The 21,891-nt window shown below is 65.6% G+C and carries 17 protein-coding genes; 5 read left to right on the top strand and 12 right to left on the bottom strand.

The features are described 5' to 3' along the window. Positions 1-7 precede the first annotated feature (7 nt). From E1N52_RS07775 to E1N52_RS07765, 3 genes are all read right to left on the bottom strand, one after another. On the bottom strand, positions 8-919 hold the full coding sequence (locus tag E1N52_RS07775) for an ATP adenylyltransferase family protein (RefSeq protein WP_133181658.1): 912 nt from the start codon (positions 917-919) through the stop codon (positions 8-10). 6 nt (positions 920-925) lie between these two features. Next, positions 926-1,411 carry an adenosine-specific kinase gene (locus E1N52_RS07770; RefSeq protein ID WP_133181656.1) on the bottom strand — a complete coding sequence of 162 codons (486 nt, stop codon included), beginning with the start codon at positions 1,409-1,411 and terminating at the stop codon, positions 926-928. Positions 1,412-1,611: 200 nt separating this feature from the next. After that, on the bottom strand, positions 1,612-2,874 hold the full coding sequence (locus E1N52_RS07765) for an MFS transporter (protein WP_133181654.1): 1,263 nt from the start codon (positions 2,872-2,874) through the stop codon (positions 1,612-1,614). Positions 2,875-3,290: 416 nt separating this feature from the next. Here E1N52_RS07765 and E1N52_RS07760 point away from each other — a divergent pair, with 416 nt between their 5' ends. After that, positions 3,291-4,973 carry a methyl-accepting chemotaxis protein gene (locus E1N52_RS07760; protein WP_133181652.1) on the top strand — a complete coding sequence of 561 codons (1,683 nt, stop codon included), beginning with the start codon at positions 3,291-3,293 and terminating at the stop codon, positions 4,971-4,973. A gap of 82 nt (positions 4,974-5,055) precedes the next feature. Here the strand turns inward: E1N52_RS07760 and iolB are convergent, their stop codons facing one another. The 7 genes from iolB to E1N52_RS07725 form a co-directional block, all read right to left on the bottom strand. Further along, on the bottom strand, positions 5,056-5,859 hold the full coding sequence (iolB, locus tag E1N52_RS07755; protein WP_133181651.1) for a 5-deoxy-glucuronate isomerase: 804 nt from the start codon (positions 5,857-5,859) through the stop codon (positions 5,056-5,058). Further along, on the bottom strand, positions 5,856-6,770 hold the full coding sequence (iolE, locus tag E1N52_RS07750) for a myo-inosose-2 dehydratase (protein WP_133181649.1): 915 nt from the start codon (positions 6,768-6,770) through the stop codon (positions 5,856-5,858). The genes iolB and iolE overlap by 4 nt, the downstream gene beginning before the upstream one ends. Before the next feature lie 24 nt (positions 6,771-6,794). After that, positions 6,795-8,786, bottom strand: coding sequence for a 3D-(3,5/4)-trihydroxycyclohexane-1,2-dione acylhydrolase (decyclizing) (gene iolD, locus E1N52_RS07745; RefSeq protein ID WP_133181647.1), 1,992 nt, complete (start codon positions 8,784-8,786; stop codon positions 6,795-6,797). Then, positions 8,783-10,783, bottom strand: a complete 2,001-nt coding sequence (locus E1N52_RS07740; protein ID WP_133181645.1) for a bifunctional 5-dehydro-2-deoxygluconokinase/5-dehydro-2-deoxyphosphogluconate aldolase — start codon at positions 10,781-10,783, stop codon at positions 8,783-8,785. Before E1N52_RS07740 ends, iolD begins: the two co-directional genes overlap by 4 nt. A gap of 35 nt (positions 10,784-10,818) precedes the next feature. Continuing rightward, positions 10,819-11,628: an ATP-binding cassette domain-containing protein gene (locus tag E1N52_RS07735; RefSeq protein ID WP_133181643.1), complete on the bottom strand. Its 810-nt coding sequence runs from the start codon at positions 11,626-11,628 to the stop codon at positions 10,819-10,821. A 13-nt stretch (positions 11,629-11,641) separates the two neighbouring features. After that, positions 11,642-12,805: an ABC transporter permease gene (locus tag E1N52_RS07730; RefSeq protein ID WP_133181641.1), complete on the bottom strand. Its 1,164-nt coding sequence runs from the start codon at positions 12,803-12,805 to the stop codon at positions 11,642-11,644. A 237-nt stretch (positions 12,806-13,042) separates the two neighbouring features. Beyond that, positions 13,043-14,104, bottom strand: a complete 1,062-nt coding sequence (locus tag E1N52_RS07725; RefSeq protein ID WP_133181639.1) for a sugar ABC transporter substrate-binding protein — start codon at positions 14,102-14,104, stop codon at positions 13,043-13,045. 275 nt (positions 14,105-14,379) lie between these two features. Here E1N52_RS07725 and E1N52_RS07720 point away from each other — a divergent pair, with 275 nt between their 5' ends. From E1N52_RS07720 to E1N52_RS07705, 4 genes are all read left to right on the top strand, one after another. Further along, on the top strand, positions 14,380-15,270 hold the full coding sequence (locus tag E1N52_RS07720) for a MurR/RpiR family transcriptional regulator (protein ID WP_133181638.1): 891 nt from the start codon (positions 14,380-14,382) through the stop codon (positions 15,268-15,270). After that, positions 15,263-16,285, top strand: coding sequence for an inositol 2-dehydrogenase (gene iolG / locus E1N52_RS07715; RefSeq protein ID WP_133181636.1), 1,023 nt, complete (start codon positions 15,263-15,265; stop codon positions 16,283-16,285). The genes E1N52_RS07720 and iolG overlap by 8 nt, the downstream gene beginning before the upstream one ends. 31 nt (positions 16,286-16,316) lie before the next feature. Then, positions 16,317-17,372 carry a Gfo/Idh/MocA family oxidoreductase gene (locus E1N52_RS07710; RefSeq protein WP_133181634.1) on the top strand — a complete coding sequence of 352 codons (1,056 nt, stop codon included), beginning with the start codon at positions 16,317-16,319 and terminating at the stop codon, positions 17,370-17,372. Positions 17,373-17,490: 118 nt separating this feature from the next. Beyond that, entirely contained in the window at positions 17,491-17,718 is a 228-nt protein-coding gene (locus E1N52_RS07705) for a sulfurtransferase TusA family protein (protein WP_028208042.1), read from the top strand. 86 nt (positions 17,719-17,804) lie between these two features. Here the strand turns inward: E1N52_RS07705 and galU are convergent, their stop codons facing one another. Both galU and E1N52_RS07695 read right to left on the bottom strand, forming a co-directional pair. Then, complete coding sequence (gene galU, locus E1N52_RS07700; RefSeq protein WP_028208043.1) at positions 17,805-18,686, bottom strand: UTP--glucose-1-phosphate uridylyltransferase GalU; 882 nt, start codon at positions 18,684-18,686, stop codon at positions 17,805-17,807. Between the two features lie 78 nt (positions 18,687-18,764). Next, entirely contained in the window at positions 18,765-21,632 is a 2,868-nt protein-coding gene (locus E1N52_RS07695; protein WP_133181632.1) for a valine--tRNA ligase, read from the bottom strand. Positions 21,633-21,891 lie beyond the last annotated feature (259 nt).

Genomic DNA, 21,891 nt, shown 5'->3' with positions numbered 1-21,891 from the left:
CAGCGCCTCAGCGCGCCACGCTTACGCGTTCGAGCGCCGTCATCGGGCCGAGCTGCGTGAGTGTCTGCAACTGCGCCGCATTGCGCACGAAGAACGAGCCGGCAAAGCCGAGCGAGTTCACCGAAATTCCTTCGACACATTCCGTCGTGCGGGGCACCACCAGCATCCACCGGCGTGTCACGAGCAGGTTGTACGGCGCGCCCTGATGCGCGACGCTGCCCACGTCGATAGCGGGCACGCCCGCCGCGTCCAGCAGCGCGCGATAGCAGCCGAGTGCGACTAGTGCGGCATCTTCCGCCGTGCCGAAGTCGGGGCCGAGATCGAGGCGCGCGAACGCATGCCGAAACGCGAGCCCCGGCACGATCGCTATGGGACGCGCGCCATGGACCGCCTGCGCGCCGCCGAGCAGCGCCTCGAGCGGCGTCGTATGAGGCGCATCACCCGCGAGCGGCAGCGGCACCATCTGCAAATGCTTATGCGGCTGACTCGCACCTGCGGCTGCGCCGCCGTTGTAGAACCCGAGTCCGTCGATTTCGCGCAGCACCCCGATCAGCGCGGCGAAGTCCGCTGCGTCGAGCAGCGCCTCTTGCGGCTCGTACCGGCGCGTCACGATCAGCAGATGCCGGTCGATCACATTGAACTTGTTGAGCAGCGCAACATGCGTGGGCGAGAGGTCGCCGACGAAGAGATCGGGCTCGTAAGGCAGGAACGGATCGCGCGGGGGCTGCGGAACAGACGAAGTCGAAGTCTGCGGCGTGAGCCGCGCCGCTTCCTTGCGCGCGAGGTTCTCCGCCACGCGCACGGAGAAACGCATGCCGCCATCGTCGATGAAGGTATGCGCCGTCTCGATGGGATGGAGCGCGCCGCAGGCGAGCGCGTGCGCCGTCTGCCGCTCGATCGCCGCGCGCAGCGTTGTCATCGGCGCTCAGGCCTTGTAGCCGATGGCGCGCAACAGGTCCTTGCGCCAGCGCACGTCGTCCTCGGCCTCGACGCCCAGCGGTGGCATGCCGTCCACCACGCCGACGATGCCGCGCCCCTGATCCGTTTCCGCGATCAGCACCTGCGTGGGGTTCGCGGTGGCGCAGAAGATGCGGCAGACCTCGGGCACGGCCTTGATCGTGTTGAGCACGTTGATGGGGAAAAAGCCGTCGCCGAGAAAGATGATGAAGCTGTGGCCCGCCGCGATGCGCAGCGCGTTTTGCGTCGCCATCTCGATGAGTGCGTCCTGCGTGCCCGAGCGCCGCACGAGCCGCTTGCCCGACGCTTCGCAGAACGCGAGGCCGAACTGGATGCCCGGCACGGTGCCGTAAAGCGCCTCGTGCAGATCCTCAACCGATTTGATGAAGTGGGTCTGACCGAGGATGAAGTTGGTGGCTTCAGGCTTTTCGATCTCTACCGTGGACAGTTGCATGGCGAACCTCGCGCGCGGGCGTCTCGAAAGCGCCGCCTTTCGCCAGGCCGAAGGGGCTCGCTGGCGGGCGGCGGCGGCCAACAACAAGCCTAGTACGAACTCGCGGCGAGGCAAAGCGTGTGCAGGCGCACAACGAACAACGGCCGGAGCCCCGAGGGGCGTCCGGCCGTTTTGCTGAGCGGCAAAGTGCGCCGCTGCGCTTATGCGGTTTTCTTCGCGCGCTTGCCTTCCACGTCGGGCAGCAGCACGGTGAGGATGCCGATGAGCGGCAGGAACGAGCAGACCTTGTAGACGAAGCCGATGCTCGTCGCATCCGCCAACTGGCCGAGCACCGCTGCGCCAATGCCGCCCAAGCCGAACGCGAAGCCGAAGAAGAGACCCGCGACCATGCCCACCTTGCCCGGAATCAGCTCCTGCGCGTAGACGAGGATGGCCGAGAACGCCGAGGCCAGCACCACGCCGATGATCACCGTGAGCACGCCGGTCCAGAACAGGTTGGCGTAGGGCAGGAGCAGCGTGAACGGCGCCACGCCGAGAATCGAGACCCAGATCACGTACTTGCGGCCGATGCGGTCGCCCACCGGACCGCCGATGATCGTGCCGGCGGCAACCGCGGCGAGGAACACGAACAGATGGATCTGCGCGGCCTGCACGGAGAGGTGGAAGCGGTCGATCAGATAGAACGTGAAATAGCTGTTGATGCTCGCGAGATAGAAGTACTTCGAGAACACGAGCAGCACGAGCACGCCGATGGCGCCCGCCACGCGTGAGCGCGAGAGCGCGACGTGCGGCACCTCGGTGCGCTTTTTCTTCATCGCGGGATGGGCCTTGTACCAGCGGCCGATCTGCGTGAGCACGACCATGCCCACGAGCGCCGCCGCCGAGAACCACGCGATGCTGCGCTGGCCGTGCGGAATGACGATCGCGGCGGCAAGCAGCGGCCCGAGCGACGTGCCCGCGTTGCCGCCCACCTGGAAGAGCGATTGCGCGAGACCGTGACGCCCGCCCGACGCCATGCGCGCCACGCGCGACGATTCCGGATGGAACACCGACGAGCCGCAGCCCACCAGCGCGGCCGCGACGAGCAGCACGCCGAAGGTCGGCGCGACCGACATCAGCAGCAGGCCGCACAGCGTGAAGCCCATGCCGACGGGCAGCGAGTACGGCAGGGGCCGCTTGTCGGTGAAGAAGCCCACCAGCGGCTGCAGCATCGACGCCGTAATCTGGTAGGTGAGGGTGATGAGGCCGATCTGCGTGAACGACAGCGAGAAGTTGTCCTTGAGCATCGGGTAGATGGCGAGGATCAACGACTGGATCATGTCGTTGAGCAGGTGCGAGAAGCTGATCGCACCCAGCACCGAGTAGACGGTGCGTTGCACCGCGCCCGCGGCGGGGGCAGAAGCGGCCGCAGACGAACCCGCGGCGGCGCCCGGCAGGGCGCGCTTGTCGAGACTGGTTTCCATGTTGTCGGTAGCAGCAGAGAGTATTCAGCGGGCACCACTCCGGGCGGGCAGCGGCGGCGGCATGAAAGGACATGTATAAGAGTTATGAGCGCAGTGTAATGTGTCTTGCTCGAACTGTACGGACAAGATTTGTCGAGAATCGGACATGCGCGGCGCGCCGTTACCCTGCGGCCCAATGCCGCAAGGGGCTCGAGCCAATACTCAAAATTGCTCCGGGATTTTTGGCATCTCATTTTGGCCGTGTATAAACCGCCGATATGCGCGCCCACGAGGTGCGCAAAACGGGGCTGGAATACGGGCCGCCCCCGCGCGCGAAGGCGTTAAAGAATGCGCGGCGGTGTGCCGTAGACCGGGGTTGAGGCGTAGCGCAAATCAGAACGATGGCGCTGAGCCTGACAACAATGCTGGAGACCAAAATGAAAGCAGTATCGCAAGGCGGCAGGCACGCGGGCTTCGTGCCGCAGGATCCGGCAGGCGGCGCGGCGAGCGCGCAGCAACGCAAAATGGGACGCGCCGGCGCGGCGACGCGCAGCTCGCGGCTTTCCGTGAAGGCCACGCTGCGCCTCGCCTTCGCGCTCGTGCTGATCGGCACGCTCGCCATCGGCGCCGTTTCGCTCGCGCAAATCAGCCGTCTCAACGGCTCGACGCAATCGATCTACGAACAGGGCTACGTCGCGAGCCGCGCCGCCGAGGAAGCACGCGGCCACGTGCTGCGCGCGAGCCGCGCGCAGAAGATGCTGCTTACCGCGACCACGGCGCGCGAGCGCGACGAACTGGGCCAGGACATCGACAAGGATCTCGGCGCGCTGGAGCGCGGCATGAGCCAGCTGCAGCAATACGCGCAGGAGCAGGGCGGCGACGCGCTCGCCCTGCAAAAGAAGCTCGCCGATGCGACCACGGCGTGGAGCGGCCACCTGCGCGACTTCGTGACGCTCGTGAAGCAGCAGCCGCTCGATCTCTCGCAGATGAGCTGGCAGGTGGGCACGCAGGACGTCTCGCTGCTCGTGGAGACCGGCAAGCTCGAAACGCTCGTCAACGACCTCGTCGCGCAGCGCGGGACGGCCGCGAAGGCGACCATCGAAAAGGCCGAGTTCATCTTCAAGTCGTCGTTCGTGATGATGGCCGTGGCGACCGTGGCCATGTTCGTGCTCGCGTTCTTCGTGAGCGAATGGGTCGTGCGCCGCATCGCACGGCAACTGGGCGGCGAGCCCGCGCACGCCAAGGCCATAGCGGCCCGTATCGCGGCCGGCGATCTCGCGCAGCCCGTCACGGTTCACGCGCGCGACGCGGCGAGCATGCTGGGCGCGCTGCGCGACATGCAGAAAGGTCTCTCGACCACGGTGGCCGAAATCGCGGCCAGCGCCGAGGCGATCGCCTCCGCCTCGGGCGAAATCTCGACCGGTAATCTCGACCTGTCGCGCCGCACCGAAGAACAGGCCATGGCGCTCGAGCGTACGGCGAGCAGCATGGAGGAGCTCACGTCAACGGTGCGCCTGAATGCCGAAAACGCCGAACAGGCCAGCACGCTGGCGGGCAACGCTTCGGCGATCGCGGAGAAGGGCGGCTCGGTGGTGGGGCGCGTGGTCGCGACGATGCAGGAGATCAACGACAGCGCGAAGAGTATCGCGGACATCATCGGCGTGATCGAGGGCATTGCGTTCCAGACCAACATCCTTGCGCTCAATGCCGCCGTGGAAGCGGCGCGCGCGGGCGAGGATGGGCGCGGCTTCGCCGTGGTGGCGGGCGAGGTGCGCAGCCTCGCGCAGCGCAGCGCGGCGGCGGCCAAGGAGATCAAGGCGCTGATCGGCGCATCGGTCGAACGCGTATCGAATGGCTCGACGCTCGCGCAGGACGCGGGCTCGACGATGGACGAAGTCGTGAAGGCCGTGCGGCGCGTGAACGACATCATCGGCGAAATTTCGGCGGCTTCGCGCGAGCAGCGCTCCGGCATCGAGGAAATCAGCCGCGCGGTCACACAGATGGACGCCGGCACGCAGCAGAACGCGGCGCTCGTGGAAGAGGCGACTGCCGCTGCGCAATCGCTCGACGATCAGGCGAAGGTGCTCAAGCGGCTGGTCGGGAAATTCCGGCTGGCTTGATGCGCTTGCCGTTCGTCGCTCGTTGCGGGCACGATGAAAAACGCCGCGTGGATTCGACACGCGGCGTTTTTTTATGGACGCGTCATTTCGCGTCGCGCTCGATGATCCACTCGTGTGCCGGGTCGTTGTGGAAGTGCCATTCGCGCGTCGGGCCCGCCATCACGTTCAGGTAGTACGAGTCGTAGCCATACGGGACGACGACCGGGTGGTAGCCGCGCGGCACCATCACGACGTCGTGATTTTCCACGGCCATCGTTTCGTCCAGATCGCGCGCGTCGGTGTACACGCGCTGGAACGCGAACCCCTGCTGCGGATTGAGCCGGTGATAGTAGGTTTCTTCGAGCGCGCTTTCGTGCGGCAAGCGGTCGGCGTCGTGCTTGTGCGGCGGGTAGCTCGACGAATGGCCCGAAGGCGTGCGCACCTCGACCACGAGCAGCGATTCAGCTGGCGCGTCTTGCGGCAGGATATCGCAGACGTAGCGCGTATTCGCGCCCTTGCCGCGCGTGGAGCGCTTCATCTGCGCCGGCTCGATGAGGCGAACGGGCAGCGTGCCTTTGGCGGGCGCGCTCGCCACGCCCACTTCGGCATTGCGTTTGGCGTGCACGGTCGCTTTCACGCCGGGCGGCACATAAAGGGCATACGGCGCGGCGTCTTCGAAGACGCTGTCGCGCGAGCCGAGGCTCGACCAGCGCTCACCGCCTGCCTCGATATCCACCGCGCCCGAGAGCACGACGATGCAGCTTTCGCGATCGGGCTCACTCACGTAGACGAGTTCATCCGCTTCGAGCCGGTATGCGGCGAAGCCGACATAGCGCCAGCCCGCGGTGTCGGGCGTGACGCGCGCGATCGTCTGGCCTTCGCGCGCGGCCTTGACCAGAAGAGTCATGCTGCCTCCTTCGATTGGGTGTCCGTCGCATCGACGAGCGTGCGCAGCGTACGGTAGCCCTTTTGCGCATACTCATACGACGGTGCGATCACAGGATCCTGCTCGGCTTCGACGACGAGCCAGCCGCGATAGCCGTGACGCTTGAGCCGCGCGATGATCGCGGGAAAATCGATGGCGCCGTCGCCCGGCACGGTGAACGCGCCTGCGAGCACGGCGTCGAGAAAACTCCAGTTGCGGTTGCGTGCGAGTTTCATGACGGCGGGACGCACGTCCTTGCAGTGCACGTGGCATACGCGTGCAATGTGCTTGTCGAGTTCGGCGACGGGGTCGCCGCCTGCAAACGTCATATGGCCCGCGTCGAACAGCAGGCCCACGGCGTCGCTCGTGCGCGCCATGAGCTTGTCGACGTCGGCGGGCGTTTCGACATAGGCGCCCATATGATGGTGGTACGCGAGCCGCACGCCGCGCGAGAGCGTATGGCGCGCGAAGGCGTCCACGCGTGCGGCGTATTCGTCCCACTGTTTGTCGCTGAAAAAGCGCGGGCGCTGATAAAGCGGACGCGGCGCGCCCTGGATCGAATCGGCGACCTCGCCGTAGACCATCACCGTTGCGCCGTTCTGCGCGAGCAGGTCCAGATGCTTCTCGACTGCGGCGATCTCTTCCTCCACGCTGCGCCGCGCGAGCATGCCCGAGTACCAGCCGGAGACGAGCGACAGATCGTATTGCGCAAGGAGCGCCTTGAGCGCCTTCGGCTCGCGCGGAAACTTGTTGCCTAGCTCGAAGCCCTCATAGCCGATCTCGCGGCCCTCGGTCAGCGCCTGCGATAGCGGCGTCTCGCCGCCGAGCGAGGGCAGGTCGTCGTTCATCCACGACAGCGGGTTGATGCCGATGCGTACTTCAAATGCGCTCATGTGCGCTCCTCGATGTCTATGTCGTCAGTCGCGTTGGGCGTTGCCGGGTTCGTCGTCGCTGGCGGCCGCATCTTCGCCGGCTGGCGCGCGTCCGCTGCGCTGCGCGACCTGTTCTTCATAGCGCTCGCGCGCCTCGCGCACGGTAGCGCGCGTGGACACCTCGGGCACGGCGACTTCCCACCACCAGCCGCCTTCCTCCGTCGTGCGCGCGGGGTCGGTGTCGATGGAGACCACGTAAGTGCGCGACGAAGCACGCGCGCGTTGCATCGCCGCTTCGAGTTCCGCAACGTTCGCCACGTGTTCGGCCTGCGCGCCGAGCGAGCGCGCATGCGAGGCGAAGTCGATACGCGGCGCGCCGAGCGGCCCTTGCGCGCAATCGTCGAAAAGGTTGTTGAACGGCGCGCCGCCGCAAGCCTGCTGCAACCGGTTGATGCAGCCGTAGCCGCGGTTGTCGAGCACGACGATGATGAGCTTCGCGCCCAGCATGACTGAGGTAGCGATCTCACTATTCATCATCAGATAGCTGCCGTCGCCCACCATGACGATGACCTCGCGATCGGGCCGCGCGAGCTTCGCGCCCAGGCCGCCCGCGATCTCGTAGCCCATGCACGAGTAGCCGTATTCGACGTGATAGGCACCGGGCTGGCCCGCGCGCCAGAGCTTGTGCAGTTCGGCGGGCAGCGTGCCGGCCGCGCAGACGACGATGTCTTCGGTGTACGAACGACTCGACGAGCGCTGGACTGCGCCGATCACATCGGCGTCGTAGGGCAGGCGGTTGCGTTCCTGCGGCGCGTGCGTAAGACGCTCGATGCTCGCGCGCCAGTCGCCCGCGAGACGCTGGGCGCGCGCGGTCCAGTTTGCGTCGGCGCGCCAGTTGATCAGTTCGTCGTTGAGCGCGGCGAGCGCCTGACGCGCGTCGGCCTGCACGGCGAGGCCGTCGTGCTTGAGCGCGTCGAAGCCGTTGGCGTTCACGCCGATCACATGCGCGTTCGCAAAAAGCGAGTTCGAGCCGGTCGTGAAGTCCTGCAAACGCGTGCCTACGGCGAGCACGCAGTCGGCGTCGCGCGCGAGTTCGTTGGCGGCGGGTGAGCCCGTCACGCCGAGCGCGCCGACGTTGAGTGGATCGTCCCACGCGAGCGAGCCTTTGCCTGCCTGCGTTTCGGCCACGGGAATGCCGCGCGAGGACGCGAGCGTCTGCAAGGCCTGCGACGCGCGCGAATAGAGCACGCCGCCGCCCGCCACGATGAGCGGGCGTTTCGCGCGATGCAGCTGCGTCAGCGCCGCGTCGATTTCGGTCTGCACAGGCGCGGGTGCGTGGAACGTCACTAGGCGCGGCGTAAAGAAGCTCGCCGGGTAGTCCCATGCCATCGCTTGCACGTCCTGCGGCAGCGCGAGCGTGACCGGGCCGCAGAGCGCGGCGTCGGTGAGCACGCGCAGCGCGCGCGGCAGCGCCGTGAGCAACTGCGCGGGATGCACGATGCGGTCAAAGTAGCGCGAGACGGGGCGCAGCGCGTCGTTCGCGGAGATGCCGCCGTCGTGCAGGTCCTCGATCTGCTGCAGCACCGGATCGGGTTCGCGCGAAACGAAAATGTCGCCGGGCAACAGCAGCACGGGCAAGCGGTTCACGTGCGCAAGCGCGGCCGCCGTGACGAGATTCGTCGCGCCCGGCCCAATCGAGGTCGTCACTGCCATCATGCGGCGGCGAAAGTGCGCCTTGGCGTAGGCGATCGCGCTGTGCGCCATGGCCTGCTCGTTGTGCGCGCGCAGCGTGGGCAACTCGTGCCGATGCTGGTAGAGCGCCTCGCCGATGCCGGCCACGTTGCCGTGACCGAAGATCGCGAACACGCCGCCGAATAGCGGCTCAGTGCGGCCCGAGCCGTCCTCGCTCGCCACGCGCTGCGCAGCGAGATAGCGCACGAGCGCCTGCGCCGCCGTGAGCCGCACGGTGCTCGCGGGCGCGGCGTTCTGCGCGCTTTCCTGCGAGGCGTAGTCGCCAGGAGCAATGCGTTGATTCATGCCGCCTTCTCCTCATGGTTGTCGTGCGTGCCCTGAGCATCGGTGCGCGCGGCGCGCCACGCGCCGATCAGCGTTTCGAATGCGCGGCGCGCGCGGGCGATCACTTCGTCGTCGCCAATTTCACCTGCGAGCCAGGCGAGGCTCGGCTCGTAGAAGATCGAGCGGCCCACCGTGAAGCCCCGGCACGTGTTCGAGGCGGCCGCCGCGCGGAAACCCTCCACGAGCTGGTCGATAGGCGCGGAGAGCCCGAGCAGTACGACGCCGCGGCAATACGGGTCGCGCTCGGCGATCAGCGCGTCGATCTCGCGCCATTGCGCGGCGCCCATCGGCTCTAGCTTCCACCACTCCGGGTAGAGACCGATGTTGTAGAGCCGCTTGAGCGCACGATAGACCGTATCGGGTGCATTCGGTTTGCCGTTAAGCTTCGGCGGAATCACTTCGAGCAGCAGTTCGTGGCCGCTCGCCTGGGTGGCGTCGTAAAGCGCGCGCAGCTGCGCTTCCTGTTCGAGACGCTGTTCGATGGGCTCGTCCGGATGGAACTGCACGAGGCACTTCACCGTGTGGTCGATGGGCCAGGACGCGAGCGTCGTGCCGATCGAGCGGCCATGGTCGAACACGAGCGGCACGGAGCCCGGCAACTCGACCGGGCGGCCGATCCACCAGCCGCGGCCGGTCGCGGCGTTGAGCGCATCCTGGCCGTAGCGGTCATCGATCAGGACACCGATGCGTCCTTGCAAACCGAGCGTGCGCTCGGTCTGCGCCACGGCCTCGACGAAGAGATTCTTCAGATACGAAATGCGCGCTTCGCTTACGCCGGTCTGCTGCGCGAGATCGAAGAACTGGTTGCGATGATCGAACGCGAAGCCGAGCACTTCGTCGTGCTGCTTGCGCGCGGGCGTCACGCGATGCAGGCGCGCGAGCGTCGCGTCGCGGTCGGGGCGGCGCATGCGCACGGGGTCCGCGGCCGCTTCGCGCAGGAAGTAGTCGAGTTCCACGGGCGTCGGCATGGCGGGCGCGCAGCCGTGCCGCGAGACGACGAGGGCGCCGCACGCGTTGGCCGAGCGTGCGCAATCCTCGAGCGAGGCGTCGCGCAGCCAGCCCGAAAGAAAGCCGGAGGCGAAAGCGTCGCCCGCGCCGAGCACGTTGAGCACTTCGACTTCGACGCCGCGCTGCATCGGCAGATCGTCCATCGAGACGGGCACCGCGCCTTCCACGATCTGGCAGCCGAGCGGCCCGCGTTTGACGAGCAGCGTCGCGCCCGAGACTTCGCGCACGCGCTTGAGCGCATCGACGAGCGATTCCTTGCCGCCTGCAATGCGGAACTCTTCCTCGGTGCCGATCACGAGATCGAAATGCGGCAGGATGCGCTGCAAATGCGCGCTCACGCCTTCGCTTGCGACGAAGCGCGTCTCGCCGTCCGCCTTCCCCGTGAGGCCCCAGAGCACGGGACGGTAGTCGATGTCGAGCACAGTGCGCACGTTGTTGCGGCGCGCGTACTCGAGCGCGGTGAGGCTCGTGCGGTTCACCTGCTCGGTCGAGAAGTGCGTGCCGGTAATGAGCAGCGCTTTCGAGGAAGCGATGAAGGCTTCGTCGAAGTCGCCCGAATCGACGGCCATGTCGGCACAGTCCTCGCGGTAGAAAATGAGCGGGAACGTGTCGCGGTCTTTGAGGCCCAGCAGCACGAGCGCCGTGAGTCGTTCTTGGTCCACGCGCACATGGCTCGTGTCGCAGCCTTCCTTCGTGAGCGTTTCGACGAGGAAGCGCCCCATATGGTCGTCGCCCACGCGCGTGAGCATGGCCGACTTCAGGCCAAGACGCGCGCAGCCGAAGGCGATGTTCGCGGAGGAGCCGCCCAGATACTTCGCAAAGGTGGAGACGTCTTCGAGCCGCGCACCCACCTGTTGAGCGTAGAGATCGACGCCCAGGCGTCCGAGGCAGACGATGTCGCGGGTGCGTCCGGCGGCGAAGCGGCTTGGAGTGGAACGAGTCAGAGCCATGTGAATTCCTGTTGAGTGCTGTGCCGTGCGCGCGCTCAGATGGTCGCGCCGTCGAGTTCGGCGATCATCTTCTGCATCTCCGCGCCGCCTGCCATCATGTCGAGCACTTCGTTCTTGCTGATCGTGTCCTTCGTATAGGTCCCGAGCGAGCGACCGCGATTGAGCAGCGTGAACGAGTCGCCGATGGGGTAGGCGTGGTGCACGTTGTGGGTGATGAAGATCACCGAAATGCCCTTCGCACGCGCGGCGTGAATCAGCTTGAGCACGTTGAAGCTCTGCTTTACGCCGAGCGCCGCGGTCGGCTCGTCGAGAATCAGCACGCGTGCGCCGAAGTGAATGGCGCGTGCGATCGCGAGACATTGTTTCTCGCCGCCCGACATCGTGCCGATGGCCTGATGCGGGTCGCGCACGTTGATGCCCATCCCGGCGAGGCGATCCTTCGCGATCGCTGCGCTCGCATCGAGATCCATCACGTTGATGAAGCCGAAGAGCTTCTTCTGTGGCTCGCGGCCCATGAAGAAGTTGCGCGCGACCGAGAGCAGCGGCACGAGCGCGAGATCCTGGTAGACGGTGGCGATGCCGAGATCGAGCGCGTCTTTCGGCGAATCGAACATCACGGGCTTGCCGTCCACGAAATACTGGCCGGAGGTCGGCTGGTGCACGCCGGCGAGCGTCTTGATGAGCGTGGACTTGCCCGCGCCGTTGTCGCCGAGCAGACAGTGCACCTCGCCGCGCTTCAAGCGCAGCGTGACGCCGTTCAGTGCGATGACCTTGCCGAAGTACTTGCTGACATTCTCGAGCGCGAGAATCGTGTCGCCGTCTGCGGTGTTTTGAGTGTCGGACATTTGAGCCTCCGGCTTACGATTGCGCGACGCGGCGGCGCACGTAGTGATTGAAGAGCACGGCAATGAGCAGCATCACGCCGAGGAACACGCGGAACCAGTCCGAATCGATGTTTGTGTAAGTGATGCCGATCTGCACGACGCCGAAGATGAGCGCGCCGAATGCCGCACCGATCACCGAGCCATAGCCGCCCGTGAGCAGCGTGCCGCCGATCACCGCGGCGATGATCGCTTCGAATTCCTTCTGCAGCCCACGGTCGGCAGCGGCCGAACCGATGTCGCACACTTGCAGCACGGCGAAGAGGCACGAGCAGAACGCGGTGAGCATGAAGAGCGAGATCTTCACGCGCTTCACAGGCACACCCACGTTCTTCGCGGCGTTGGAGTCACCACCCACGGCGAGAATCCAGTTGCCGTAGCGCGTCTTGGCGAGCACGAATGCGCCGATTGCCACGAGCGCGAACCACCAGAGAATCACCTTGGGGACGCCCGGCACGAGCGGCTGGCCGTTGTCGAGCATCTTGCCGATGCCGATATGCGCGAGCGCCACGAACAGGCCTTTGAACGCCGTGCCGTGAAAGAGCAGGTTGGTCACGAAGTCGGCTTTGGCCACGTCGCCCACGCCCGAGACGATCGTGCGGTCGGCGAACATGATCGAGAGCGCAAGCGTCAGGCCGCGCAGGATGAAGAGGAACGCGAGCGTGACGATGAACGAAGGCAGCCGCGTGCGCATCACGAGGTAGCCGTTGAGCGCGCCGAGCGCGGTGCAGCCCACGAACGCGAACAGAATGGAAAGCGCGATGGGCCAGTGGAAGTACATCGTGGGGATCGCCACCATCATGCCGGCGAAGCCGATCATCGAGCCGATGGAGAGGTCGAACTCGCCGGCGATCATCAGCAGGCACGCGCCGACGCTCAGGATGCCGAGGTAGGCGGCGACCTGGGACCAGTTCATCACACCGTCGAGATCGAACATGCCCGAGCCGCCCGCGCCGATCGCGAAGACGGCGAAGACCAGCACGGTGCCGGAAATCGCAGCGAATTCGGGGCGGCCGAGCAGATGGCCGAACCACGATTCGCGGCGCACGCGTTCATCGCTGGCGCCAGGCTGCGGCGTGGGCGCGTCTTGCGCGCCGCTCTCCGGAGCGTGCGAGGGGAAGTGTTTGCCGGCTACACCCATGATGTCTCCTATATCGACCAGAGTTGGTGCTTTAGCGCCTTACGCTGGTCTTATGCAAGGCGATCGGCCGTGGCAGGCGTATTCGCGTCTGCGTTGGCTCAAATACCCGAGCGCATTCCCTACAAGCGACTGCCTTGCAGTAGAAGCAACACGGTGAATGGCGCGCGGCGAGGCTGGCGAGAGGCGATGGGCATCGGAAGATGCTAGCCACCGCCGCGCGTGGCTGACGAAAAATGCTTAGCGATACTGACCTGCGTACTTCACGACCTTGTCGAGATTCTCCTTCGTGATGAAGCCCGGACCCGAGCGAATATTCTTCGGACCGTACGAGGGTTGCAGGCCATAGGTTTCAAGGCGCTGCTTGAACTTCGGATTCGCTTCGAGGATCTGGCGGATCTTCTGCGGGTCGGTGGTGTGCTCCTTCTTCACGATCGCGAGCACGGCCACGGGGATGTAGCCCTGCAGGTACGGCTGCTGGTCGATCGCGAACTGGATGGTGCCCGCGCGGATCGCCTTGGCGATGTCATCCGAGAAGTCGAACGTGCAGAAGTAGATCTTGCCCGCGAGGCCCATCTGGTCGATCGCCTTGAGCGTAGCGGCCGCCGGCACCGGGCCGAGCGTGAGGATCGCGCCCGTGTTCGGATGGTTGCGCAGATACGCGCTCACCTTCGACTGGATTTCCGTCGGGTCCTGGCCGGAGTCGATCGTCGAGGTCTTGTAGTCCACGCCGAGCGCATCGGCAAAGCCGCGGCAGCGTTCGAACGACACGGCGTTGGTCGCGAAGTGATTCACGCACAGGAACGACTTCACGCCGGCGGCCTTGGCCTTTTCGCCGGCTGCGTGGCCCGCTACATATTCAGGCTGACCCACGTGCATGATCGCGCCGAGCTTCGCGCTCTGTTCCTCGGTGCCCGAGTTGATCGTCACGAGCGGGATCTTCTTTTCCGTGACCTTGCCGATGGAGCTCTTGAGCACATCGTAGTCGGCGATGGTGACGATCACGCCGTCGTAGTTACGCGCGGCGGCCTGTTCGATCAGGCGCGACATGTCGGCGATGTCGCCGTTGGGTGGATTGCGGTAGTCGGTCTCGACGTTCCAGTCTTCGTCGGCCTGCTTGATGGCGTTCTTGATCGTGTTCCACCACGAGTCGGAATCGGGCGCGTGGCTGATCAGCACGAAATGCGCGTCGGCGGCTTGCGCCGTTTGTGCGCTGAGCACGCTCGCACCAGTCATGCCCGCTGCCAGCGCGAGCACTGCGGCCAACCTCCGGAGCATGGTCTTGCCCTTGCGTTGAGTCATTGTCTCCACCTTTCTCGGTCTGTCGTTCGTTCTTGGGGTGAATGCCGCAGCCGCGCTTTTGACATGCCGCTTGTTACCTGCACCAGCTGCCGCGCTCATCGACAAGAGTAGGACATCGCCTCGCGACTTGCAACGAAAATTTCATTGCAAATAAAAATGGAAAATCTGTTCCATTCGTGTGACACGCTGCCTATAATCGGCTCCGTCGGCATGCCGTGGAATCGAGGCCTGGTAAGGCTTTGCGGCAGTGCGGCAACCAGCCGAGGAAAACAATCATGGCGGATGACACAACCGACGCCGTAGCAGGCGTAGACGAATTGATGCAGCGCATCGCACACGATTACGAGGCGCTGCCGCGTCAGCTGAAAAGCATCGCGACCTACATCGAGCAGCACCGCGCGAGCGTGATGATGGACCGCACGAGCGACATTGCCGCGAGCTGTGGCGTGCATCCTTCGGCGGTGGTGCGCTTTGCGCAGCGCTTCGGCTTCTCGGGCTTCTCCGATCTGCAGGCGGTGTTCCGTCAGGCCTATGCGGGGCAGGGCGCCTCGGCCACGAGCTATCAGCAGCGCATTCGCCAGCTGATCGACGCCAAGGAGGGCGAGGCGAGCCCGGAGATGGGCGGCGCCGTGGCGCGTGAATTCATCGGCGCGTGCCGCAGCGGACTCGACGAACTCGAAGCGGGCCTCGACGGCGCGCAGTTCGACGAGGCCGTGAAGATGCTCGAGCAGGCGGACAACATCTACGTGATCGGCGTGCGCCGCTCGTTTCCGGTGGCGAGCTACATCGCCTATGCCTTGCAGCACACGCGCAAACGCGTGCACCTCGTCTCGGGGCTCGGCGGCATGTACCACGAACAGATTCGCAGCGTGAAGAAGGGCGACGTGGTGATCGCCATCAGCTTCGCGCCCTATGGGAAAGAGACGCAGTACTGCCTGCGCGTCGCGCAGCAGCATCACGCCAAAACGCTCGTCATCACCGACAGCCAGCTCTCGCCGCTCGCGCGCCACGCGAACGCGCAGCTCTATGTGAAGGAGGGGAGCGCGTTCGCGTTCCGCTCGCTCACCAGCACCTTCTGCCTGTGCCAGGCGCTCTTCATCGCGCTTGCGTACCGGCTCGAACTCAACGTGGAAGAATCGACCGACACCGGAGGATACGATGACTAGTGCAGCAAGCGGCGCAGCGAAAACGCTGGATGTGGCGGTATTCGGCGCGGGGCGCATTGGCCGCATTCATGCGGGCAATCTTGCGCGCCAGCCGGGCGTGCGTCTGAAGTACGTGATCGATGTCAATCGCGAAGCCGCCGCCGCGCTTGCCGCACAGCACGGCGCTCAGGTCGTGGATGTCGACGCCGCGTTCGGCGACGCTTCGATCGGCGCCACGGTAATCTGCTCGAGCACCGATACGCACTCCGAACTGATCCTCAAGTCGGCCGCGGCGGGCAAGCATATCTTCTGCGAAAAGCCCGTCGACCTGACCATCGAGCGCGCACGCGCCTGTGCAGAAGCCGTTCAGCGCGCGGGCGTCGTGGCCATGATCGGCTTTCAGCGCCGCTACGATCCCACGTTCGCCGCGCTCAAGACGCGCCTCGACGCAGGCGAGATCGGCACGCCGGAAATGCTGATCGTCACGAGCCGCGATCCGGGCGCGCCGCCCGTCGAATACATCAAGCACTCGGGCGGCATCTTCAAGGACATGCTGATCCACGACTTCGACATCTTCCGCTGGATCCTCGACGACGAGGCGGTGAGCGTGCACGCCACAGGCAGCTGCCTGTCCGATCCGGCGATTGCCGATGCGGGCGACATCGATTCGACGGCGGTGACGATCCGCACGAAGCGCGGGCGCCTTTGCCAGATCAACACGGCGCGGCGCGCGGCCTATGGCTACGACCAGCGCTTCGAGGTGCTCGGCAGCGAGGGCATGCTGCAGGCCGGCAACATGAAGCCGACCGAAGTGGTGGCGTGGTCGAAGACCGCTGTCGCGCAGGACGTGCCCGAGGCGTTCTTCCTCGAACGCTATCGCGCGGCCTATGCGCGCGAAATGGCGCACTTTCACGAAGCGGTGACGCAGGGCGTGCCGGTGCGCACGTCGGTGGCCGACGGACTGAAGGCGCTGGAGCTGGCCGAAGCCGCCTCGCTGTCGTGGCGCGAGGGCCGTGTGGTGACGCTGGGCGACTGAAACGAGCGCTGATCAAGCGAGGAGAACAGGGATGCAGGCAATCGATCGTGCCCAGCCGTTGCGCGTGGGCGTGGCGGGACTTGGGAGGTTGGGGCGGCGGCATGCGCAGAACCTGGCGTATCGCGTGCCGGGTGCAACGCTCGCGGCCGCGTGCAGTCCGCTGGAAGCGGATCTCGCGTGGGCGCGCGAGGCGCTGCCCGCCGCGCGGCTGTATGGCGAGTACGCCGACCTGCTGGCCGATCAATCGGTCGATGCGGTGTGGCTCGTCACGCCTTCGGCATTGCACGCCGAGCAGATCGTGCAGGCGCTCGAAGCGGGCAAGCACGTGTTCTGCGAGAAGCCGCTCTCGCTCGACGTGGCCGAATGCGAGCGGGTGGTGAACGTGTCGCGTCGTCATGCCGACCGGCAGGTGACCATCGGCTTCATGCGCCGCTTCGATCCGAGTTATCAGGATGCCTACGCAAAAGTGCAGGCGGGCGCGATCGGCAAGCCGTTTCTGGTGCGCTCGCAGACCTGCGACCTCAACGATCCCGAAGGCTTTTTCGTGCGCTTCGCGCCTACTTCGGGCGGCATTTTCCTCGACTGCACGGTCCACGACATCGACGTCGCGCGCTGGCTGCTCGGCAAGCCGCGCGCTACACGTGTGTACGCCGCGGGCGCAATCGCGCTGCACGAAGGCCTGCGCGAATCGGGCGACGTGGACAACGGCGTGGCGATCTGCGAGTTCGAGGGCGGTCGCCTCGCGATGTTTTACGCCTCGCGCACGATGGCGCACGGCAATGACACATCGAGCGAGGTGATCGGCACGGCGGGGGCGCTTGCGATCGGCCGCATTCCGCGCGCGAATCGCGTCGATGTCTATGACTCGACGGGCGTGCGCAGCGTTTGCACACCCACCTTCTTCGACCGTTTCGAAGAGGCGTTCCTGGTCGAAGCGCAGGCGTTCGTCGCGGAAGTCGCGGCGCGCAAGGCCGGTGGCGCGGAGAAGGGGAGCCTCGGCGCGACGCTCGAAGACGCGCTGGAGGCCACGCGCATCGGTCAGGCGCTGCGGGAGTCGCTGCATACGGGGGCGGCGGTCACGCTGTAAGCCGTGTTGCGATCGGGACGCAAGCGTGGGCTGGCGTGGCTGCGGTAAAATCGACGCTATTGCCAGCGCCGTCTCACGCCGCGACGGTGCGCCACCGAAGGATCCAACCCCGATGCAGATTCAGGTTCACAAGGAAGTGGATGCGCGCGGGCTGAACTGCCCGCTGCCGATCCTGCGCGCCAAGAAGGCGCTCGCCGATATGGAAAGTGGCCAGATCCTCAAGGTCCTCGCGACCGATCCCGGCTCGCAGCGCGATTTCGCCGCCTTCGCGAAGCAAACCGGCAATGAGATCGTGGAAAGCTCGCAGCAGGACAAGACGTTCGTGTTCCTGATGCGCCGCCGCTAAACGCATCGGCGGATAAAAAAATGGCCCGCATGAGAATGCGGGCCATTTTCATTTGCGCAGGGCCAAGGGCCCTAACCGGGGGCGCTTTAGCCTTCCAGCACCGGCTTGCGCGTACGCAGATACTCGTCGAAATCCGCGCCGACTTCCGGGTGACGCAGCGCGAACTCCACCGTCGCCTTCAGGTAGCCGAGCTTGCTGCCGCAGTCGAAGCGCGTGCCGTGGTACTTGTAGGCGAGCACTTGCTCGTCGGCGAGCAGCGACTGGATCGCGTCGGTGAGCTGCAGCTCGCCGCCCGCGCCCGGCTTGATCGACTTCAGATGCTCGAAAATGCGCGGCTTGAGCACGTAGCGGCCGACTACGCCGAGGTTCGACGGTGCGACTTCCGGCGCCGGCTTCTCGACGATGCCCGAAAGCTTGACGATCGAGTCTTCCCACTCCTTGCCGTCGACAATGCCGTACGAGCGCGTTTCCGAGGGCGGAATCTCTTCCACGCCGAGCACCGAGCTATGGTAGTGGTCGAACACCTCGACCATCTGCTGCATGACGGGCGGCGTGCCGTAGAGCAGGTCGTCCGCGAGAATCACGGCGAACGGGTTGTCGCCCACGAGCTTTTCCGCGCACAGCACGGCGTGGCCAAGGCCGAGCGCCTCGGGCTGACGCACGTAGAAGCAGTCGACGTTGTTCGGCTTGATGTTGCGCACCAGTTCGAGCAGCTTGGCTTTGCCGCGTGCTTCGAGCTCGGCTTCGATCTCATACGACTTGTCGAAATGGTCCTCGATCGCGCGCTTGCTGCGCCCGGTCACGAAGATCATTTCAGTGATGCCCGCAGCCACGGCTTCTTCGACCGCGTACTGGATGAGCGGCTTGTCGACCACGGGCAGCATTTCCTTCGGGCTGGCTTTCGTGGCCGGAAGGAAGCGCGTGCCGAGGCCCGCTACCGGGAATACCGCTTTTGTCACTTTCAGCATGTCTTTGTCCCTGTCCTGGTGCTCGTGTGACGCCGCGGGTGCGGCGTCACGCGTTACAGCCCTTGGCCGATATGGCGCTCAGGCCGGCAACCGCGTGAGTTGCGCGGTCAGCTTGTCCAGCGTTGCCTGGTATTCTGCCAGTCTTTTCTGCTCCTGCTCAACGACTGCGGGCGGTGCTTTTGCTACAAAACTCTCGTTTCCTAGCTTGGCCTTGCACTTCGTTACCTCATTGCCGAGGCGGGCGATTTCCTTCGACAGTCGTTCGCGTTCGGCGGCGACGTCGATCTCCACCTTCAGCACGAGCTTGTCCGTCCCAACGATAGCAACTGGCGCGCCTGCCGAGGCTGCGTCGAGCGTTGCTTCGTCGGCGATGATCTGGACCTCCGAAAGCTTTGCAAGCGCCTGCGCATAGGGCGCGAACGTCGCGAGGCGCTCGGCATTGCCCGTGGCGAGCAGCGGCACCTTCGTGGCGGGCGAGAGGCCCATTTCGCCACGCAGGTTGCGGCACGCGTCGATCACGGCCTTCAGGTCGGCGGCCCACTGTTCCGCGGCTTCGTCGATCTTCTTTGCTTCCGCCACCGGGTAACGCTGCACCATGATCGATGCTGCGCCTTCGGCGGCACCCTCGGGGTACGCGTCGGTGAGCGGCGCCACCTTCTGCCACAGCGCTTCGGTGATGAACGGAATCACCGGGTGCGCGAGGCGCAACACCGTTTCCAGCACGCGCAGCAGCGTGCGGCGCGTGGCGCGCTGCTGCTCCGGCGTACCCGTCTGGATCTGCACCTTGGCAAGTTCCAGGTACCAGTCACAGTATTCGTCCCAGACGAACTTGTATATGGCGTTGGCCACGTTGTCGAAGCGATAGTCCGCGAAGCCCTTCGCGACTTCCGCTTCCACGCGTTGCAGGAGCGAGACGATCCAGCGGTCGGCCTGCGAGAAGTCCGTGTAGCCGCCCGGGCCGCAATCGCCGGGCTGGCATGCGCCCGGCTTGCTGAAACCGCAGTCGTGGCCTTCGCAGTTCATCAGCACGAAGCGCGTGGCGTTCCAGAGCTTGTTGCAGAAGTTGCGATAGCCTTCGCAGCGCGCGAGGTCGAAGTTGACGTTGCGGCCGAGCGTGGCCATGGAAGCCATCGTGAAGCGCAGCGCGTCGGTGCCGAACGCGGGAATGCCCTCCGGGAACTCCTTGCGCGTCTTCTTTTCGATGGTCGCGGCCTGCTTGGGATTCATGAGGCCGGTCGTGCGCTTGGCGACCAGCGCTTCGAGGTCGATGCCATCGACGATATCGATCGGGTCGAGCGTGTTGCCCTTGCTCTTCGACATCTTCTGGCCTTCGGCGTCGCGCACGAGGCCGTGCACGTACACCGTGTCGAACGGCACCTTGCCGGTGAAGTGCGTGGTCATCATGACCATGCGCGCCACCCAGAAGAAGATGATGTCGAAGCCCGTGACCAGCACGGAAGAGGGCAGGAAGGCCTTCAGTTCAGGCGTATCCGCAGGCCAGCCGAGCGACGAGAACGGCACGAGCGCCGACGAGAACCACGTGTCGAGCACGTCTTCGTCGCGCTTCAGTGCGCCCGTGTAGCCCTTCGCTTCGGCCTGCGCGCGCGCTTCTTCCTCGCTCTTCGCAACGAAGATCTCGCCGTTTTCGCCGTACCACGCCGGGATCTGGTGGCCCCACCAGAGTTGGCGCGAGATGCACCAGTCCTGGATGTTCTCGAGCCACTGGTAGTAGGTCGTGGTCCAGTTTTCCGGCACGAACTTGATCTGGCCGCTGCGCACCACGTCGAGCGAGGTTTCGGTGATCGACTTGCCGGGGTTGAACGTGCCTTCGGGCGCGGGCTTCGTCATCGCGACGAACCACTGGTCCGTGAGCATCGGCTCGATCACCACGCCCGTGCGGTCGCCGCGCGGCACCATGAGCTTGTGCGGCTGCACCGAGTCGAGCAGACCGAGCGCCTCGAAGTCGGCGACCACTTGCTTTCGCGCCTCGAAGCGGTCGAGGCCGCGGTATTTGGCGGGCGCGTTGTCGTTGACCTTCGCGTCGAGCGTGAGGATCTCGATCATCGGCAGGCCATGGCGCAGGCCCACCTGGTAGTCGTTGAAGTCGTGCGCGGGCGTGACCTTGACGACGCCCGTGCCGAACTCGCGGTCCACGTATTCGTCGGCGATGATCGGGATCTCGCGGTCCGCGAGCGGCAGCTTCACGGTCTTGCCGATCAGGTGCGCGTAGCGCTCGTCTTCCGGGTGGACCATCACGGCCGTGTCGCCGAGCATGGTTTCCGGGCGCGTGGTCGCGACCGTGAGATGGCCCGAGCCGTCCGTGAGCGGATAGCGCAGGTGCCACAGGTTACCGTTTTCCTCTTCGCTCACGACTTCGAGGTCCGAAACGGCGGTGCCCAGCACCGGGTCCCAGTTCACGAGGCGCTTGCCGCGGTAGATCAGGCCCTGTTCATAGAGGCGCACGAACACGTCGCGCACGGCGGTCGACATCTTGTCGTCCATCGTGAAGTATTCGCGCGACCAGTCGATCGAGGCGCCCAGACGGCGCACCTGGCCCGTGATGGTCGAGCCCGACTGCTGCTTCCATTCCCACACGCGCTCGACGAACTTTTCGCGGCCCAGGTCGTGGCGCGAGATCTTCTGCGCGTCGAGCTGGCGCTCGACCACGATCTGCGTGGCGATGCCCGCGTGGTCTGTACCCGGCACCCACAGCGTGTTGTCGCCGAGCATGCGGTGGTAGCGCGTGAGGCCGTCCATGATCGTCTGGTTGAACGCGTGCCCCATGTGCAGCGTGCCGGTGACGTTGGGCGGCGGCAACTGGATCGAGAAATTGTTGCGGCCGGGCTCGAAGGTCGCGGCGGCGTAGCCTCGACGCTCCCATTCGGGGCCCCATTGGGCCTCGATCGTCTGGGGCTCGAAGCTTTTCGCTAGCGTGCTGTCGCTCATGGGTGGAATCTGCCGAAAAAAGGATGCGGAAACGTTCGATTATAAGGGGAAGTCCTGCCGGAGCCGACGCGCCAGCCGAGCTAGGGCGCTGGGCGGCCCATGGCACGGGCCGTCGTGCGGGCGTTGTTTGCGCAAGGCGTGCCGCCTGGGTTGCCCAAGCCGCAGCGTGCGTGCGCACTTATAATGGCGGTCTGCCATTCAACGACGGCGCGCCTGTGCCGCGCGCCACGTCCCCGGGGTCCCGCCCTGGGGTCACGCT

It is taken from the genome of Paraburkholderia guartelaensis (genome assembly GCF_004353905.1).
GTDB classification, from domain to species: domain Bacteria; phylum Pseudomonadota; class Gammaproteobacteria; order Burkholderiales; family Burkholderiaceae; genus Paraburkholderia; species Paraburkholderia guartelaensis.
Note: the sequence above shows the minus strand (reverse complement) of the source record. Positions and strands in the feature narration are given on the sequence as shown.